Below are 17046 nucleotides of genomic sequence, written 5' to 3'. Positions count from 1 at the left end.
ATCCTGCCCAGGCACAGCCTTCTAGCGGAATTGTCATGAAGATCGCCATTTTATCCCGTGAGCCGAAAAACTACTCCACCCGCCGTCTGGTCGAGGTGGCACAGGCGCGCGGTCATCAGGTCGAGGTGCTCGACACCCTGCGCTGCTATATGAATATCGCTTCCCACAACCCCTCCATTCACTACGAGGGTGGGGAGCTGGGAAGTTATGACGCCGTGATCCCCCGGATCGGGGCCAGCATTACCGCCTACGGCACCGCCGTGCTGCGCCAGTTCGAGATGATGAACACCATGGCCCTCAACAGCTCGGTGGCCATCAGCCGTTCCCGCGACAAGCTGCGGGCGATGCAACTGCTCTCCCGCCACGGCATCGGCCTGCCCATCACCGGCTATGCCCACAGCACCCACGACGTGCCCGACCTCATCACCATGGTGGGCGGGGCGCCGTTGGTGGTGAAGCTGCTGGAGGGAACCCAGGGGATTGGCGTGGTGCTGTGCGAGACCCAAAAAGCCGCCGAGAGCGTGATCGAGGCCTTTATCCAGACCAACAACAACATTCTGGTGCAGGAGTATATCCGCGAGGCCAATGGCGCCGACATCCGCTGTCTGGTGGTCAACGGCAAGGTGGTTGCCGCCATGCGCCGTCAGGCCCAGCCGGGGGAGTTTCGCTCCAACCTGCACCGTGGCGGTACCGCCGAGGCGATCAAGATCACCCCCGAAGAGCGCGCAACCGCCGTTCAGGCCGCCAAGATCATGGGGCTGGATGTGGCGGGGGTGGATATCCTGCGCAGCGCCCGTGGCCCGCTGGTGCTGGAGGTCAACTCTTCCCCCGGCCTGCAAGGGGTGGAAGCCGCCTCCGGCAAGGATGTGGCCGGCAAGATCATCGAGTTCCTCGAACTCAAGGCGAGCCGCAAGAACAAACCGGCGGAGTGAGCCTCGGGCTTGCATCCGTCAGATAGAAACAGGGCGCCCTCGGGCGCCTTGTGGCTATCTGACTGGTGGGTTGGCGGTGCCACTGTGCCCTCACCCTAATCCTCTCCCAAAGGGAGAGGGAACTGTTCGGCAGTGATCATCGCCAGCCGGGCGCTGAATACGCCATCCTCCAGCCGGGTATCGATCTGCCAGCCCAGCTTCTCGCAGATGCGCTGGATGATGGTGAGGCCACAGCCGTAGCCGAGGATCTGAGCCGGCGCCGCCGCCGTCGGGTTGCTGATGGTGAGCATCGGGCCGCACAGCTCGATGTCGATATGTCCCTCGGCATAGCTCAGGGCATTTTTCAGCAGGTTGCCGAGGGCAATGGCGAGCAGGGAGAGGGGGGCATTTACTTCGCTGCTCTCGTCCAGATTAAGCCGGATATCGAGTGCCTCCCGTTGCAACAGCGGGGCGAGGCGGGCCAGCTCCTGACGGATCAGCGGGGTCACCTGCTGCAGCGGTCGCTCCACAGCCTCCTTGCGGCCCAGCAGCAGGAAGGTCTCGGTGAGCAGCGCCATCTCGTCGGCGGCGGCGCGGATGCGGGTGGTGGCGCGGGCCGCTGGCGCGGGCAGATCCGTTACCTTGCCGAGCAGGGCCGCCGAGCCCTGGATCACCATGTTGGGGGTGCGCAGCTCGTGGCTGGCGAAACGGCTGAACTCCTGCTCGCGGGCGAACACAGCGCTCACCTCCTGCTTGCCGGCTAGCAGCGCCAGCTCGATGTCCCGCAGCTCCTGCCAGGGGGCGTCGGGCTCGAAATCCGCCTGATCCGGAGTGAGGTGGGCGACCCTCTGTTGCAGCCGTTGCAGCGGCCCTGTGATATGGCGTACCAGCCAGATACCGAAGCCGAGGCAGCCCAGCAGCAGGGTCACCCCAATCAGTCGGGTGGCCAGATGCAGCTTGTCTTCGTAGGGGTCGAGGTAATCATCGGCGTCGTCGTTGAAGACCAGATAGAGCAGTCCCTCGCCGGAGGGGTGACGGGCCACCAGAAAGTGTTTGTCCTCCTTGCCCAGTTGGTGCTCGAAAAAGCCGGGAGTCTGGTAGGGCTTCAGCCATTTCGGCAGACGGCCCGCTTCGGTCCAGTAGCTGGAGAACTGTCTGGGGCTCGGGGCTGCGGCGGCCGGGCCGAGTCGCAGCCAGTCATCGCTGTAGCGGGTCACTTCGGCTTCCAGCCAGTGGCGCAGGCTCAGCTCCTCCATCTTGTCCTCGGCCACCATCATCAGGCCGGAGAGCAGGATCAGCAGCACCACCCCGGCGCCGCCGAGTGCCATGATCAGGCGGCGACGCAGGCTCGGCAGGCTCATGCGCTCACCAGTCGGTAGCCTTGGCCGTGCAGGGTCTCCAGCATGGGAGTGGGGAAGGGTTTGTCCAGCGCGTTGCGCAGGGCGTAGATATGGCTGCGCAGGGCATCGGAGTCGGGCTCCTCATCCCCCCAGACTGTGTCGAGCACCTCCTGACGGCTGACGATGGCGGGGGCGCGGCGGGCCAGCAGGGCGAGGATTTGGAACGGGATCTTGCCGAGCTTGAGGGGCTCACCGGCGCGGGTGGCGCGGCCGCTGGCGACATCGACCGTAAGATCGCCAAAGCTGATGGCCCCCACATCGCCGCGCGGGCCACGCAGGCTGAGGGCTTGCAGCCGCACCTCCAGCTCCTCCATGGCGAACGGCTTGACCAGATAGTCATCCCCTCCCGCCTTGAAGCCTGCCAGCTTGTCTTCCAGGCTGTCGCGGGCGGTGAGAAACAGCACGGGAGTGGCAATCCCCTGCTCGCGCAGGCGCGCTACCGTGCTGAGGCCATCGAGGCGCGGCATCATCACATCCATGATGATGACGTCAAAACGCTGCTCCTCCAGCAGTTGCAGCGCCGCCTGACCGTGATAGGCACAATCGAGGCGGTGACCGGCCAGCTCCAGATAATCCATGATGGTTTCCGCCACCTGAGGATTGTCTTCCACTACCAAAATCTTCATGCTTTGCTCTCCTGGTTGGCGAGCGTTTCACGCTCTTTTCACACCGGATTCGGCATCCTGTTTGCCAGTGTAACCCCGAGGATCCCTGATGAAGAAGTCTCTCTGCGCCCTCCTGCTGTTGATCTTGTTGCCACTTGGCACCGCACAGGCGACCGAATTCAAACTGACCGGCCGCACCACCTGGCAACTTGGCCAGTTGATGGTCAACGGCATGCCGTTCGTGATCGACGACCAGACCCGCTTCAAGGATTGGCTCAACGAAGATGACCTCGGAGGTACCTGGGTCGAGATGAAAGGGGTGGTGGAGAACGGCGTGCGCTATGTGCGCAAGGTCGAGGCCCTCGACGAAGATGACAAGGACGAGATGGATCTGGAGGGGCCGGTCGAAGGGGGGCGGATCTGGGGCTACACCACTTCGGACAACAGTCTGGCGCCGTTCGAAGGGCGCTGGCTTGAGCTGGAGTGCAAGTTTGACGGCATGCGTCTGAGCCGCTGCCGCGAGGATGACTGATCCGATCTCTGCGTTCCGATTAGAAATGCTCCCGAATGAAGCCCATGCTTGTCCAGCATGGGCTTTTTGTTCAGGGAAGAACGAAGATGGAACGATCGAGAAAGTGGTGTGCATGGATGCTGGGAATGCCGCTCTGGGCGGCGCAGGCGGGAGCCGACGAATTGTGGCTGGTGGAGCTGGAGCACAGCGACGGCATCCGCCTGCAATTTCAGGGGGCCGAGGTGGAACAGGGCAGTGCCGCCGTCTGGCGGCAGGGGGAGATTTGGCCGCAGCCACTCAAACCCGGCGACCAGCTCGCTCTGCTGGTGGCTGATGGCGTTGCCACCCGGATCGAGCTGCTGGCCGCCAGAACCCCGCTGGTCAATCAGCCCTGGCAGCGGGCGCAAGATCGCCTGCAATCCTTCGATGATCGGCAGCTCACGCTGGCTACCCTGGGCACTGTGCCACTCAATCCGCAGGTGCGCTGGGTCAACGGTTCGGCCGCCGATCTGCATGCAGGGAGCGAGCTGGTATTGATCCGTTCGGCGGATGGAATATTGCAGGGAATTGAAGTGATCAATCCGGAAGAGTAATTCAGCATCTTCTTATTTAATATAGGTTCACCATATTGTGGCAGCCATTAAATAATGGCTGCCACAATATTTATGATTTATTCCTCAATAAAGTCATCGCTCTAATTATTTTCCTGTATCACCATTATTTTGTTTGTCATGGATGTTTTTTGGTGGTTTATTTTATTTGTGTCAGGTTTTGTCGGAGTCAATACCTGTCAAATGAAAAAGGATATTTCTACACAATAACAATTATCGTATGTCTGAAAGAGGGATAAATGATGAATAGAATAATTACCGCCAATCTGGCGTTTTTGGCGTCTTCATTGATGCTCGCTCAGGTGCAGGCGGCTGAACCTGTCTACCCTGATCAGGTCAAGTGGGCGGGGCTTGGCACGGGCGTCTGTGCCAGTGGTTACCGTCCTCTGACCCGTGATGAAGCCATGAGTATCAAGGGTAATCTGGTCAGCCGCATGGGGCAGTGGCAGATCACCGGACTGGCTGATCGCTGGGTGATTATGGGGCCAGGATATAATGGCGAAATCAAACAGGGCACTGCCGGAGAAACCTGGTGCTATCCAAATTCACCGGTTTCCGGAGAAATACCAACACTCTCTGACTGGAATATTCCGGCGGGTGATGAGGTCGATGTGCAATGGCGGCTTGTCCATGATAATGATTATTTTATCAAGCCAGTCAGTTATCTCGCCCATTATTTGGGATACGCCTGGGTGGGTGGGAATCATAGCCCCTATGTCGGGGAAGATATGGATGTTACCCGGGTTGGCGATGGCTGGTTGATAAGGGGAAATAATGACGGCGGCTGCTCCGGATATCGTTGCGGGGAGAAGAGCTCCATCAAGGTAAGCAACTTCTCATATACCCTGGAACCCGACTCCTTCAGCCATGGTCAGGTCACCGAGAGCGGCAAGCAGCTGGTGAAGACCATCACGGCCAATGCAACCAACTACACGGATCTGCCTCAGCAGGTGGTGGTGACCCTGAAGTACGACAAGGCCACCAACTGGTCGAAAACCGATACCTACAGCCTGAGCGAGAAGGTGACAACCAAGAACAAGTTTCAGTGGCCGTTGGTGGGGGAAACCGAACTGGCCATCGAGATCGCAGCGAGCCAGAGCTGGGCCTCCCAGAAAGGGGGCTCGACGACCGAGACCGTCTCGGTTGAAGCGCGCCCCACGGTGCCGCCTCACTCCAGCCTGCCGGTGCGGGTTGCTCTCTACAAGTCCAACATCTCCTACCCCTACGAGTTCAAGGCCGAGGTCAATTATGACCTGACCATGAAGGGCTTCCTGCGTTGGGGCGGCAATGCCTGGTATACCCATCCTGAGAATCGCCCCACCTGGGAGCACACCTTTGCCGTCGGCCCGTTCCGCGACAAGGCGAGCAGCATTCGCTACCAGTGGGACAAGCGTTATATCCCGGGTGAAGTGAAGTGGTGGGACTGGAACTGGACCATCAGCGAGTATGGTTTGTCGACCATGCAGAATAACCTGGGTCGTGTGCTGCGCCCGATCCGTTCGGCGGTGACCGGTGACTTCTATGCCGAAAGCCAGTTTGCCGGCGATATCGAAATCGGTCAGCCCCAGACCCGTTCCGCGGCCTCTGCCCAGTTGCGTAACGCCTCTGCTGAAGGAGTGGCTCTGACCGGTGTAGATCTGGATCAGGAGGCCCTTGCCAACGAAGGGTTTGGCAATGTATCCCTGACCATAGTTCCGGTTCAATAACCTCCCTCGCAGGCCTCTTTCATAGGGGCCTGTTTCTGCTCTGCGCAAGACGATGCATTTGCCCTGCGCCCCTCGATTTTCCCTCTTTTTCTCCTCTTGTCCCTGCATGATCACAGCGGGAATCTGTGGCTTGCCAAGGGGATGCCAACGCAGGTTTGACCTCTGTTTGGGGTGGCCCCGTGAGCGAGGCATTGTTCACTCATTTGTTGAAAGAGGTGTGTTGGCCAGATTGTTAACGGCTTGTGCTTTAAATTTTCCCCCTTATACTGGCGCCATCTTGTCGGAGTGCTGACCGTCGAACGACGCGAAGCTGAGACCGTTAATTCGGGATCCGTGGAACCTGATCAGGTTAAAACCTGCGAAGGGAACAAGGGTAACTTGCGGGTTACCGCGCCGGGGGAGGAACAAGCCTCTTCCGCTCATCGAAGGGAGCACCCTTGATGGGTCAGGGCGCACAGGAGGGAGTCTGTCCCGTCCGGTTTTCCAGCACGTGGGGCGCCTTGCCCACAGAATGCAGAGAGCGGGAAGGGGCAGTACAGCAGCGCGGAGATCCATCCCGCGCGCACTCCCTCCCGAGATAAACACCCCGCCGCAAGTTCATCTTCTCCTCGAACTCCAGACAAGCAAATACCCATAACTTCAACCAGTTAATGTGAGTTTTGCTATGTCTACTTCCGTATCTGATACCACCAAATCCAGCCGCCGCGAGCAGCGTTCCAGCGCTCAGGCCTTTATCGACAGCCTCAAGGGGATGGCTCACCCCAACTCCCGCCGCATCTTTATCGAAGGCTCCCGCGCCGATATCCGGGTGCCCCTGCGTGAAATCCAGCTGGCCGACACCTTCGTCGGCGGCACCAAAGAGGACCCCAAGTTCGAACCCAACGAGCCGGTGCCGGTCTACGACACCTCGGGCCGTTACGGGGAGGAGGGGGTCGCCATCGACGTGCGCCGTGGCCTGCCGCGCTTGCGGGAGAACTGGGTGCTGGAGCGTGATGACACCGACGAGCTGCCGGGGCTCAGCTCCACCTTCACTCAGGAGCGTCTGGCCGATGAGGGGCTGGATCACCTGCGCTTCGAGTATCTGCCAAAGCCACGCCGCGCCAAGCCGGGTCGCCGGGTCACCCAGCTCCACTACGCCCGTGCCGGTATCGTCACTCCCGAGATGGAATTTATCGCCATTCGCGAGAACATGGGGCGCGAGCGGGTGCGCTCCGAGCTGCTGCGCACCCAACATCCGGGCCGCGATTTCGGTGCCCGTTTGCCCCAGAACATCACCCCCGAATTTGTGCGCGATGAGGTGGCCGCCGGTCGCGCCATCATCCCCAGCAACATCAACCACCCGGAAGCGGAGCCGATGATCATCGGCCGCAATTTTCTGGTGAAGATCAACGCCAACATCGGCAACTCGGCGGTCACCTCCAGCATCGAAGAGGAAGTCGAAAAGCTGGTCTGGTCGACCCGCTGGGGCGCCGACACCGTGATGGATCTCTCCACCGGCCGCTACATTCACGAAACCCGCGAGTGGATCCTGCGCAACAGCCCGGTGCCCATCGGTACCGTGCCCATCTATCAGGCGCTGGAGAAGACCAACGGCATCGCCGAAGAGCTCACCTGGGAGCTGTTCCGCGACACCCTGCTGGAGCAGGCCGAGCAGGGGGTGGACTACTTCACCATCCATGCCGGCGTCTTGCTGCGCTTTGTGCCAATGACCGCCAAGCGCCTCACCGGCATCGTGTCACGCGGCGGCAGCATCATGGCCAAGTGGTGCCTCTCCCACCACAAGGAGAACTTCCTCTACCAGCACTTCCGAGAAATTTGCGAGATCTGCGCCGCTTATGACGTGGCCCTGTCGCTGGGCGACGGTCTGCGTCCGGGCTCAGTCTATGACGCCAACGACGAGGCCCAGTTCGCCGAGCTGCGCACCCTGGGCGAGCTCACCAAAATTGCGTGGGAGTACGACGTGCAGGTGATGATCGAGGGGCCGGGTCACGTGCCGATGCACATGATCGAGCGCAACATGACCGAGCAGCTGGAGCACTGCCACGAGGCGCCGTTCTATACGCTGGGCCCGCTCACCACCGACATTGCACCGGGTTACGATCATTTCACCTCCGGCATCGGTGCCGCGCTCATCGGCTGGTACGGCTGCGCCATGCTCTGCTACGTCACCCCCAAGGAGCATCTGGGCCTGCCCAACAAGGAGGATGTGAAGCAGGGGCTGATTACCTACAAGATCGCCGCTCACGCCGCCGATCTGGCCAAGGGGCACCCGGGTGCCCAGATCCGCGACAACGCCATGTCCAAGGCGCGCTTCGAGTTTCGCTGGGAGGATCAGTTCAATCTGGCGCTGGATCCCGACACCGCCCGCGCCTATCACGACGAAACCCTGCCGCAGGAGTCCGGCAAGGTGGCACACTTCTGCTCCATGTGCGGGCCCAAGTTCTGCTCCATGAAGATCACGCAGGACGTGCGCGACTACGCAGCCAAGCTGGAAGCGGTAGAGATCAAGCTGGTCGGTATGGATGGCCAGCAGGAGCAGGTGGTGGCTCAGGTCGAGAGCGGCATGGCCCGTAAGGAGCCCGAGACCTTCAAGCAGGCCGAGGTGGTGCGCGGCATGGAGCGGATGGCCGAGACCTTCAAGGAGAGCGGCGGCGAGATCTACCATCAGGCGGCGGCGCTGAAACAGGCCGCAGGGGAGGAGGCGTGAGCAGCGCAAGCGGGGCTGTCAGCCTCGCCGACCTGTCGCCTGTGACGGACTCACTACCTGTGGTCTGGACCATCGCCGGTTCAGACTCCGGCGGTGGCGCCGGTATTCAGGCCGACTTGCACACATTGCACGACCTTGGCGTGCACGGCTGCTCGGTCATCTCCGCCATTACCGCCCAGAACTCGGTGGCGGTGAAGATGGTCGACCCCGTGCTGATGCAGACTTTCACCGCCCAGATCGATGCCCTCGGCGTCGATCTGCCGCCCGCCGCCATCAAGATCGGTCTGCTGCCGACCCGGCTCCACGTCGAGGTGTTGGCCCGCCGACTGGCAACTATCGAGGCCCCCTTCGTGGTCTACGACCCGGTGGCCATCGCCAGCACCGGTACCCCGATGGCGGAGCCCAATATGCTGGAAGCGGTGCGCGAGCAGCTATTGCCGCGCCTCTCCTTGATCACCCCCAACGGCCCCGAACTGGAAGCCCTGACCGGCATTCCCGCGACCAGCCCTGTGCTGGTGCGCTTCGCCGCCCGGCGGCTGCGCGAACTGGGCGCCCGCGCCGTGCTGGTCAAGGGGGGTCATCTTGAGTGGAGCGGCGATCTCTGCCTCGACTACTACCTGGATGAGACCCGCGAATTCTGGCTGGCGGCGCCGCGCCTGAATACCCGCCACGGCCATGGCACCGGCTGCTGTTACGCCAGCGCCATCGCCGCCGTGGTGGCGCAGGATTATCCGGTAGAGGACGCCATCACCCTGGCGCGTGCCTACCTGCAACAGGGCTTGGCGGCGGCGCAGGGAGTGGGGGCTGGCCCGGGCCCCATCGCCCATCTCGGCTGGCCAGCCGATCTTGCTCACTTCCCCCGCGCCTTGCTGGCGGGATCAACCCTCGATCGCCGCTTCGGATTGTATGAGACAAGCAGCGCCCGTCTGCCGGATGGCCCTTTTGCCGCAACCGAACAGCATCTGGGCCTCTATCCGGTGGTGGACTCGGTCAAGTGGCTGCGCCGCCTGCTGGGGCAGGGGGTCAAAACCATCCAGCTGCGGATCAAGAATCTGCCCGCCGCAGAGGTGGCGCCGGCCATTCGTGATGCTGTGGCGCTTGGTCGCCGCCATGGGGCGCGGCTCTTTATCAACGACTACTGGCAACAGGCCATCGAGGCGGGCGCCTGGGGCGTGCATCTGGGGCAGGAGGATATGGAGACCGCCGATCTCGCCGCCATTCAGGCGGCCGGGCTGCGCCTTGGCATCTCCACCCACGGCTACTTCGAGCTGATGCGGGCCCGCGAGCTGGCCCCCTCCTATATGGCGCTGGGTCATATCTTCCCGACCAACACCAAGGCGATGCCTTCGCGCCCGCAGGGGCTGGTGCGGCTGCACCGCTACCGCGCCCTGATGGCGGAGTGGCCGACGGTGGCCATCGGCGGTATCAGCGAGGAGCGGGTGGCGGTGGTCAAGGGGAGCGGGGTGGGCAGCATCGCGCTGGTCTCGGCCATCACTGCCAGTGACGACTGGCAGGGGGCAACCGAGCGGCTGCTCGCTGCCGTGGGCGCAGGGGATGAGCCGCGCTCGGCCACTGCCATAAGGGAGGTGGAACATGCGCTCTGATGAGGCGTCTCTTAGTGACAAAGAGTATCTGCGATACGGCCGTCAGCTGATGCTGGCGGAAGTGGGTGAAGAAGGGCAGGCACGGCTCAAAGATAAGTCCGTGCTGATCGTCGGCCTCGGCGGGCTCGGCTCGCCGCTGGCCCTCTATCTGGCTGGCGCCGGGGTGGGCACCTTGTGGCTGGCCGATGGCGATACGGTCGATTCCAGCAATCTGCCGCGCCAGATCCTGTTCGATAGCGAGGCGGTCAACCACTCCAAGGCGGAGCTGGCCCGCGAGCGCTTGGCGGCCCACAACCCGCTGGTGGAGCTGATCGCCATCAACCAGCGGCTCGATGTCGCCAGCCTGCCGGAGTTTGTGGCCGAAGTGGATCTGGTGATCGACTGCTGCGACAACCTCGCCACCCGCCAGGCCATCAACGCCGCCTGCGTGGGGCAGGGCAAGCCCTGGGTCTCCGCCGCAGCGGTGGGTTGGCAGGGGCAGCTGATGGCGCGCACCAGCAGTGAGCACGCCTGCTACGCCTGCCTTTATCCGCTGGATACCAAGGTGAGCCAGAGCTGCGAGACCAGCGGCGTCACCGGCCCGCTGGTCGGGGTGATGGGCTCTTTGCAGGCGCTGGAGGCATTGAAACTGCTGCTCGGGATGCAAAGCTCGGTCGCTGGCACATTGCGCCGTTTCGATGCCCTGACCCATCAGTGGCAGACCCTCACTCTGGCCTCCGACCCCGATTGCCCGGTTTGCGGGCAGCGCCGATGCCCGACACACGATAAGGAGATCACCCCATGACCCTCACCATTCGACTCAACGATAAAGCCCAGTTGCTGGCGGCGGGGCAGAGCGTGGCCGACCTGCTGGCGGCGCAAGACGTTAATCCACAGGGGGTGGCGGTGGCCCTTAACGGCGCCGTGCTGCCCCGTGGCCGCTGGGCCGAGACCCGTCTTAATGACGGGGATGAAATTCACCTCTTTACCGCCATTGCGGGAGGCTGATCCATGATGCTTGCGTTCCCATCTTCGAGCGTGCTGCCTTGCGGCGGCGCCTCATCTCTTCTTATCGCAGTGGCCGGAGGCTGACATGCTGACAATTGCCGATCACACCTTCTCATCGCGCCTCTTTACCGGCACCGGCAAGTTTGCCCGCCCGGATCTGATGGCCGCCGCCATCGAGGCGAGTGGCTCCCAACTGGTCACCATGGCCATCAAGCGGCTCGAACCCGGCAAGGCCCATGACGATATCCTGAGCCCCTTGCTGCAACTCGGGGTCAAGCTGCTGCCCAACACCTCCGGCGCCAAGACTGCCGCCGAGGCGGTGTTTGCCGCCCACCTGGCCCGCGAGGCGCTGGGGACGAACTGGCTCAAACTGGAGATCCACCCCGATCCGCGCTATCTGCTGCCCGATCCCATCGAGACGCTGAAAGCCGCCGAGCAGCTGGTGAAAGAGGGCTTTGTGGTGCTGCCTTACTGCGGGGCCGACCCCGTGCTCTGCAAGCGGCTGGAAGAGGTGGGCTGCGCCGCCGTGATGCCGCTCGGCGCCCCCATCGGTTCCAATCAGGGGCTGGTGACCCGGGAGTTTCTCTCCATCATCGTCGAGCAGGCCAATGTGCCTGTGGTGGTGGATGCGGGGATCGGTGCGCCGAGCCATGCCGCCGCCGCCTTTGAGCTGGGCGCCGATGCCGTGCTGGTCAACACCGCCATCGCGGTGAGCGGCGACCCGATTGCCATGGGCCGCGCATTTGCACTGGCCTGCACTGCCGGTCGCAGCGCCTATGAGGCAGGCCTTGGCGCCCGCGCCCTGCAGGCCCAAGCCTCCAGCCCGCTGACCGATTTTCTGGGGGCGTTATGAGTCATGATGCTGGCTCGGGGCAAGAGCCAATGGCCATGTCCTCTTTCTCGGTTTCTCCCGAGGCTGATGTGTTTAGCCCCCCTCTCCCTTTGGGAGAGGGGCTGGGGGTGAGGGCTCCGGCTGATTCGGTGCTTGAAGGGGGTGAGCCCTGCGCTCCTCCTCCTCCCAAGGGGGAGGCCGGGAGGGGGTTGGATTTTGCCAATCGCTGGCAGGAGCTGGATTGGGACGATATCGGCATGCAGATCCGCGCCAAGACGGCCGCCGATGTAGAGCGGGCGCTGAGCGCCCCCCGCCGAACCCTGAGCGACTTTATGGCGCTGATCTCGCCAGCCGCCGAGGCGTATCTGCCGCAGATGGCGGCCGAGGCCGAGCGGCTCACCCGCCAGCGCTTTGGCAACACCATCGGCTTCTATGTGCCGCTCTATCTGTCGAATCTGTGCGCCAACGACTGCACCTACTGCGGCTTCTCCATGAGCAACCGTCTCAAGCGCAAGACCTTGAATAGCGAGGAGATAGAGCGCGAGTGTCTGGCCATCAAGGCGCGTGGTTTTGACAGCGTGCTGCTGGTGACCGGCGAGCACGAGCACAAGGTGGGGCTCGCCTATTTTCGCGAGGTGATGCCCATCATCCGCCGCCACTTCAGCACGGTGGGGATGGAGGTGCAGCCCCTCTCGCAGGCCGACTATGCCGAGCTGAAGAGCCTCGGCCTCGACGCCGTCATGGTCTATCAGGAGACCTACCACGCCCCCACCTACGCCCGCCACCACCTGCGCGGCAATAAGCGGGACATCGCATGGCGCCTCGCGACGCCGGATCGGCTGGGTCGCGCCGGTATCGACAAGATAGGGTTGGGGGCGCTGATCGGTCTCTCCTCGGACTGGCGCGCCGACAGCTACTTTGTCGCCGAGCATCTGAGCTGGCTTGAGCGCCACCACTGGCAGAGCCGCTACTCGCTCTCCTTCCCACGCCTGCGCCCCTGCACCGGCGGACTTGAACCTGCCGTGGTCATGTCGGATCGCCAGCTGGCCCAGCTGATCTGCGCCTGGCGCCTCTTCTCGCCGACGCTGGACTTGTCGCTCTCCACCCGCGAGTCGGCCACCTTTCGCAACGGTGCGGTGCGCCTTGGCATCACCCAGATGTCGGCCGAATCGCGCACCCAGCCGGGGGGCTATGCCGAGGGGGATAAAGAGGAGCTGGAGCAGTTCGCCATCCATGACGATCGCCCGGTGGGGGAGGTGGCCGCCGCCGTGCGGCAGGCAGGGTTGCAGCCGGTGTTCAAGGACTGGGAACCCTTCCTGGGCCGATAGGGGCGGCCACGCCCCCCTTTGCCGGTGGCATCCGGCGTCCAGCCAGACTCCGTGCCTGTGGCGAGCAGGCACGGCCTTACCGTGCAATCGTAGGGTCGATTAGCCGGTAGGCGTAATCGTCCGTTCCGAGGTATGGCGTTGGCGGCAGGGGCCGTTGTGTGGTGGCACGGCTTCGCCGTGCAGGACGCGAGGCCGCTGGCCTCGAAGGGTTTTCGCCCGCCCTTCGGGCTTGGGCGAGTGACTTTGGAAAGACCCGCTCTTATCAAAAAATGCACCAAAGGTCTTCTCCCCGCTTATTCGCCCGACTTTGCCGGGTTCCTTCGGCGCACCCGCTTGTCCGACGGCACACGCCGACGGGCCTTTGACCTTCGCCATCCATGGCTTCGGCCAAAGCCCGCTTCGAACATCCCTGTTCTCGCGCCGAATCGGGTCGAGCTGTGCTCGCCCTTTCCCGATCTGGCCCCTGTGCCGGCTGCGTCTGCGCCATCATCCCTGATGACGCTCCTGACCTTGCCCCTTCCCCTCGGCGGATTGGAGGGGGAGCCAAGATAGTGCCCATCTGTATGGAGATGATATTCACCTGCAGTTGCCCACAAAAGGGAGTGGTCATACGGCTTCAAACCGGATAACAAAACGGTACCCCTACCGTGTTATCTGGAGTCACCGTATGACCACCAACGAGAAAGTAGCACGTCGTAAACTCAGCTTGCTAGAGCTCGCCAAAGAGCTCAATAACGTCAGCAAAGCCTGCAAGCTCATCGGCTACAGCCGTCAGCAGTTCTACGAGATTCGCCGTAACTATCAGACCTATGGCGCCGAGGGCTTGCTCGACAAACTCCCCGGCTGTAAAGGGGCGCATCCCAACCGGGTCGCTCCCGAGATTGAGCAAGCCATCCTCGATTACTCTCTCACCAGACCAACCCATGGCCCGCTGCGGGTCGCGCAAGAACTGGCTCTGCAAGGCATCAACGTCAGTGCGGGCGGTGTGCGTGGCGTGTGGCAATGTCACGACTTGCTCTCCAAGCATGACCGCTTGTTGCGCCTCGAGAAAACCCACAGGGAACAGACGATTGAGCTCAATGACGAGCAGATCCGCCTGCTCGAGCGCTTCAGCCCCGAGTTTCGCGAACGTCAGATAGAGGTCCACTACACCGGGGAACTGGTGGCGGTCGACACCTTCTTCGTCGGCGCACTCAAGGGGGTGGGCAAGGTGTATCTGCAAACCGTACTGGACTGCTACAGCCGCCACGCCTGGGGACGGCTCTACACCAGCAAGCTGCCGGTGACCTCGGTCCATGTGCTCAACGAAACGGTCCTGCCGTTCTTCGAGGCTCACGAGGCGCGGGTCTATACCATCCTGTCGGACAACGGGCGCGAGTTCTGCGGGCGCCCTGACCATCACCCCTACGAGCTGTTCCTGCAACTGGAGGGGATTGAGCACCGGACCACCAAGGTACGCAGGCCGCAGAGCAACGGCTTTATCGAGCGGCTACATCGCACCCTGCTGGATGAACACTTCCGTATCAAGGGGAGGACGACCTGGTATGAATCAGTGGAGCAGATGCAGACAGACCTGGACAGCTATCTGGATCACTACAACACCCAGCGGCCACATCAGGGCAGGATGATGGAAGGACAGACTCCCTACAGCATGTTCAAAAAGGGTCTGAAATTGATACCGAAGGAAGTGCGCACTAAAGTAGCGTAAACAAGACACCGGTTTGAGGCCGGTGTCAGGTGATAACTAGATCTGTACCGCCCATCTTTGCTTTAGGTGCAACTCAGTTCATCAGTGGCTCTGTTCTCCAGCTCTGCTACGTGGTCATAAAACGGTGGGAGTTCCAATATTTTTATTAATTGTCTAGTGTTCTTCAATTAGCAAATATCCCCATATCCAATCTTCAACAGCAAACTGATCTCTTTGTGGATATAAATGTACAAATAGGTAGCGTTCAGAAGAATCGAACCCAGTAACAATCCTGTTAACAGAGTAATAATAATCTTCTTTTACGGAGGATATTTGCTCCGACTGTTGTGATGGCTTTTTAAATACTGGCTTGCCAATATATATTGGAGGTGCAGGTATGGACTTTTCCATTTTTAGATATCGTCTGCTGGATTCCATTTTTTGTTTTTTAAGTAAAAAATCTATTAAAAGATCGAGGCAGTAATTGAAGTTTTCTTTATTTAGTTCATTTGCAATAAACGCAGGGGAATACTCATAATGCCATGAGTCTTTCTCCGTCATTACTACTTCAGGAGTTAGCCGTCTGAAGTTTTCAATATCAACAGTGCTAATACCCAATTCCATACAATCTGTCTTTAATTGCTCATGGTCTACCTGTATGTAATCGGTAGGTTTGTCAACATGGTCATCTATCCACTGCTTATTTTTTTTCCAGTCTTGAGCCTTCATTCCAGTTGAAACGCCTAACCCTAGGAGTCCTAACAGTCTGTTATCATTTTTATCTCGTTCTCTAAATGCATAGACGCAATATTCATGCTCATACGCAACGAAAAAGGCCTTACGCAATCCTACAAGAGCATCTAAGAACTCTTCATGATTGCATTTTTCAATGGACTCTCTTACTAAATCTTTGACATTACCATCTTCCAATATATCTGTGAGAAATATCTCTTGTAATTTTGCCCCCACAACTGCTTCTAATAAGGTGTCAATAAATTGAGTAGCGACATCAAAATAATTTACGACTGATGCAGGCTCTGCAAGTTGTCCATAATGTTTTGAAATTACTCGCTGCTTGTTAAGGGCCTTAATAGTTCCAGATTTTATAACTGGAACTTTTCTTTTTTTTAGTTCACCTAATAGATCGTCAAAGGATTTAGATTCTAATGCCCGTTGTTCATCCACATCAAGCTCATCTAAAGCGGCAAGGACGACGAGCTCAATAAAATCTTGTAATAAAATAATCCCCGCAGTACAAGTATGCTTATTGCCAGAGTTAATTAAGTGTTTGGTCTCGCTAAAGATCGCTTTAGCAACCATCAAGGTATTTAGGGTCGATGACTTCATTATCTTCCTTGTCATAGGTCATAAATTAAAAGAATCTAATGTAATTTGTGAATCAGTGTAGCGTTATCTGGGTTTTGTCCGAAGCCTTTTAATCGGGATGCGTGAGATACAACAACCTCGCTATATGGAATAATCACAGCATGACCCTGATTGATCTCTATTCAACTCATTTTTCCAACTCCGCTATCTCCCCGCCGCCGATCAAGTTCAAATTCCGGCTGATCCGCTCTACCGGCCAGTCCCACCAGGCGATGGCGTTGAGACGGGCGATGGTGTCGTCGTCGAAGCGGTAGCGGATCACTTTCGCCGGGTTGCCGCCGACCACTGCATAGGCGGGCACGTCACCGGTGACCACTGAGCGGGCGGCGATGATGGCGCCGTTGCCGACCTTTACCCCCGGCATGATCAGGGCGTCATAGCCAATCCAGACATCGTTGCCGATCACGGTATCGCCCTTGTAGGGGAGGCTGCCCGGGGCAGGGGCGGCGTTCTCCCAGCCGTTGCCGAAGATAAAGAAGGGGTAGGTGGAGAAGCCGGAGGTCTGGTGGTTGGCGCCGTTCATGATGAACTTCACCCCGCGGGCGATGGCGCAGAACTTGCCGATGATCAGCTTGTCGCCGATGAAGGGGAAGTGGTAGAGGACGTTGCGCTCGAAGCCCGCCGAATCCTCCGGGTCGTCGTAATAGGTGTAGTCACCCACCTCGATATTGGGCCCCTTGATGGTGTTCTTGATAAAGCACACCTGGGGAAAGCCGTTCATGGGGTGGGGATTGGCGGGATCGGGTCCGTGCATCTGGTCTCCTTGGATGG

General features: G+C 60.2%; 15 protein-coding genes and 1 riboswitch. Of the genes, 11 read left to right on the top strand and 4 right to left on the bottom strand.

What is annotated here, in order from left to right:
* The first annotated feature begins 35 nt into the window (after positions 1–35).
* Complete coding sequence (gene rimK, locus AB5Z09_RS05985) at positions 36–932, top strand: 30S ribosomal protein S6--L-glutamate ligase (RefSeq protein WP_005340088.1); 897 nt, start codon at positions 36–38, stop codon at positions 930–932.
* A 95-nt stretch (positions 933–1027) separates the two neighbouring features.
* Here the strand turns inward: rimK and AB5Z09_RS05980 are convergent, their stop codons facing one another.
* The gene (locus AB5Z09_RS05980; protein ID WP_368194849.1) at positions 1028–2272 is read right to left on the bottom strand and encodes a sensor histidine kinase; all 1245 of its coding nucleotides are present in this window, start codon (positions 2270–2272) and stop codon (positions 1028–1030) included.
* Positions 2269–2937, bottom strand: a complete 669-nt coding sequence (locus tag AB5Z09_RS05975) for a response regulator transcription factor (protein WP_019446511.1) — start codon at positions 2935–2937, stop codon at positions 2269–2271. Before AB5Z09_RS05975 ends, AB5Z09_RS05980 begins: the two co-directional genes overlap by 4 nt.
* A gap of 88 nt (positions 2938–3025) precedes the next feature.
* On the opposite strand from AB5Z09_RS05975, the gene AB5Z09_RS05970 reads away from it, so the two are divergent.
* The 10 genes from AB5Z09_RS05970 to AB5Z09_RS05925 all read left to right on the top strand — a co-directional run bounded on the left by AB5Z09_RS05970 (position 3026) and on the right by AB5Z09_RS05925 (position 14910).
* Positions 3026–3448: a hypothetical protein gene (locus AB5Z09_RS05970; RefSeq protein WP_005340092.1), complete on the top strand. Its 423-nt coding sequence runs from the start codon at positions 3026–3028 to the stop codon at positions 3446–3448.
* 86 nt (positions 3449–3534) lie between these two features.
* Positions 3535–4020 carry a hypothetical protein gene (locus AB5Z09_RS05965; protein ID WP_368194848.1) on the top strand — a complete coding sequence of 162 codons (486 nt, stop codon included), beginning with the start codon at positions 3535–3537 and terminating at the stop codon, positions 4018–4020.
* Between the two features lie 260 nt (positions 4021–4280).
* The gene (aerA, locus tag AB5Z09_RS05960; protein ID WP_368194881.1) at positions 4281–5744 is read left to right on the top strand and encodes an aerolysin AerA; all 1464 of its coding nucleotides are present in this window, start codon (positions 4281–4283) and stop codon (positions 5742–5744) included.
* A 271-nt stretch (positions 5745–6015) separates the two neighbouring features.
* A riboswitch (TPP riboswitch) is annotated at positions 6016–6128 on the top strand.
* 280 nt (positions 6129–6408) lie between these two features.
* Entirely contained in the window at positions 6409–8451 is a 2043-nt protein-coding gene (thiC, locus tag AB5Z09_RS05955) for a phosphomethylpyrimidine synthase ThiC (RefSeq protein ID WP_368194847.1), read from the top strand.
* Entirely contained in the window at positions 8448–10055 is a 1608-nt protein-coding gene (gene thiE, locus AB5Z09_RS05950; RefSeq protein ID WP_368194846.1) for a thiamine phosphate synthase, read from the top strand. The genes thiC and thiE overlap by 4 nt, the downstream gene beginning before the upstream one ends.
* Positions 10045–10839 (top strand): ThiF family adenylyltransferase, encoded by a 795-nt coding sequence (locus AB5Z09_RS05945; protein WP_368194845.1) that lies wholly within the window; start codon positions 10045–10047, stop codon positions 10837–10839. Before thiE ends, AB5Z09_RS05945 begins: the two co-directional genes overlap by 11 nt.
* Positions 10836–11042 carry a sulfur carrier protein ThiS gene (gene thiS / locus AB5Z09_RS05940; protein WP_368194844.1) on the top strand — a complete coding sequence of 69 codons (207 nt, stop codon included), beginning with the start codon at positions 10836–10838 and terminating at the stop codon, positions 11040–11042. Before AB5Z09_RS05945 ends, thiS begins: the two co-directional genes overlap by 4 nt.
* An 85-nt stretch (positions 11043–11127) precedes the next feature.
* A complete protein-coding gene (locus tag AB5Z09_RS05935; RefSeq protein WP_144715999.1) occupies positions 11128–11895 on the top strand; it encodes a thiazole synthase in 768 nt (255 codons plus the stop codon).
* Positions 11896–11930: 35 nt separating this feature from the next.
* Positions 11931–13202 (top strand): 2-iminoacetate synthase ThiH, encoded by a 1272-nt coding sequence (thiH, locus tag AB5Z09_RS05930; protein WP_368194843.1) that lies wholly within the window; start codon positions 11931–11933, stop codon positions 13200–13202.
* Positions 13203–13869: 667 nt separating this feature from the next.
* Entirely contained in the window at positions 13870–14910 is a 1041-nt protein-coding gene (locus AB5Z09_RS05925; RefSeq protein ID WP_368194842.1) for an IS481-like element ISAs19 family transposase, read from the top strand.
* 153 nt (positions 14911–15063) lie between these two features.
* Here the strand turns inward: AB5Z09_RS05925 and AB5Z09_RS05920 are convergent, their stop codons facing one another.
* Both AB5Z09_RS05920 and AB5Z09_RS05915 read right to left on the bottom strand, forming a co-directional pair.
* Positions 15064–16236, bottom strand: coding sequence for a hypothetical protein (locus tag AB5Z09_RS05920; RefSeq protein WP_368194841.1), 1173 nt, complete (start codon positions 16234–16236; stop codon positions 15064–15066).
* A gap of 166 nt (positions 16237–16402) precedes the next feature.
* A complete protein-coding gene (locus AB5Z09_RS05915) occupies positions 16403–17029 on the bottom strand; it encodes a Vat family streptogramin A O-acetyltransferase (protein ID WP_368194840.1) in 627 nt (208 codons plus the stop codon).
* Positions 17030–17046 lie beyond the last annotated feature (17 nt).

The organism is Aeromonas sp. R2-2 (assembly GCF_040908355.1).
Classification (GTDB): domain Bacteria; phylum Pseudomonadota; class Gammaproteobacteria; order Enterobacterales; family Aeromonadaceae; genus Aeromonas; species Aeromonas veronii.
Note: the sequence above shows the minus strand (reverse complement) of the source record. Positions and strands in the feature narration are given on the sequence as shown.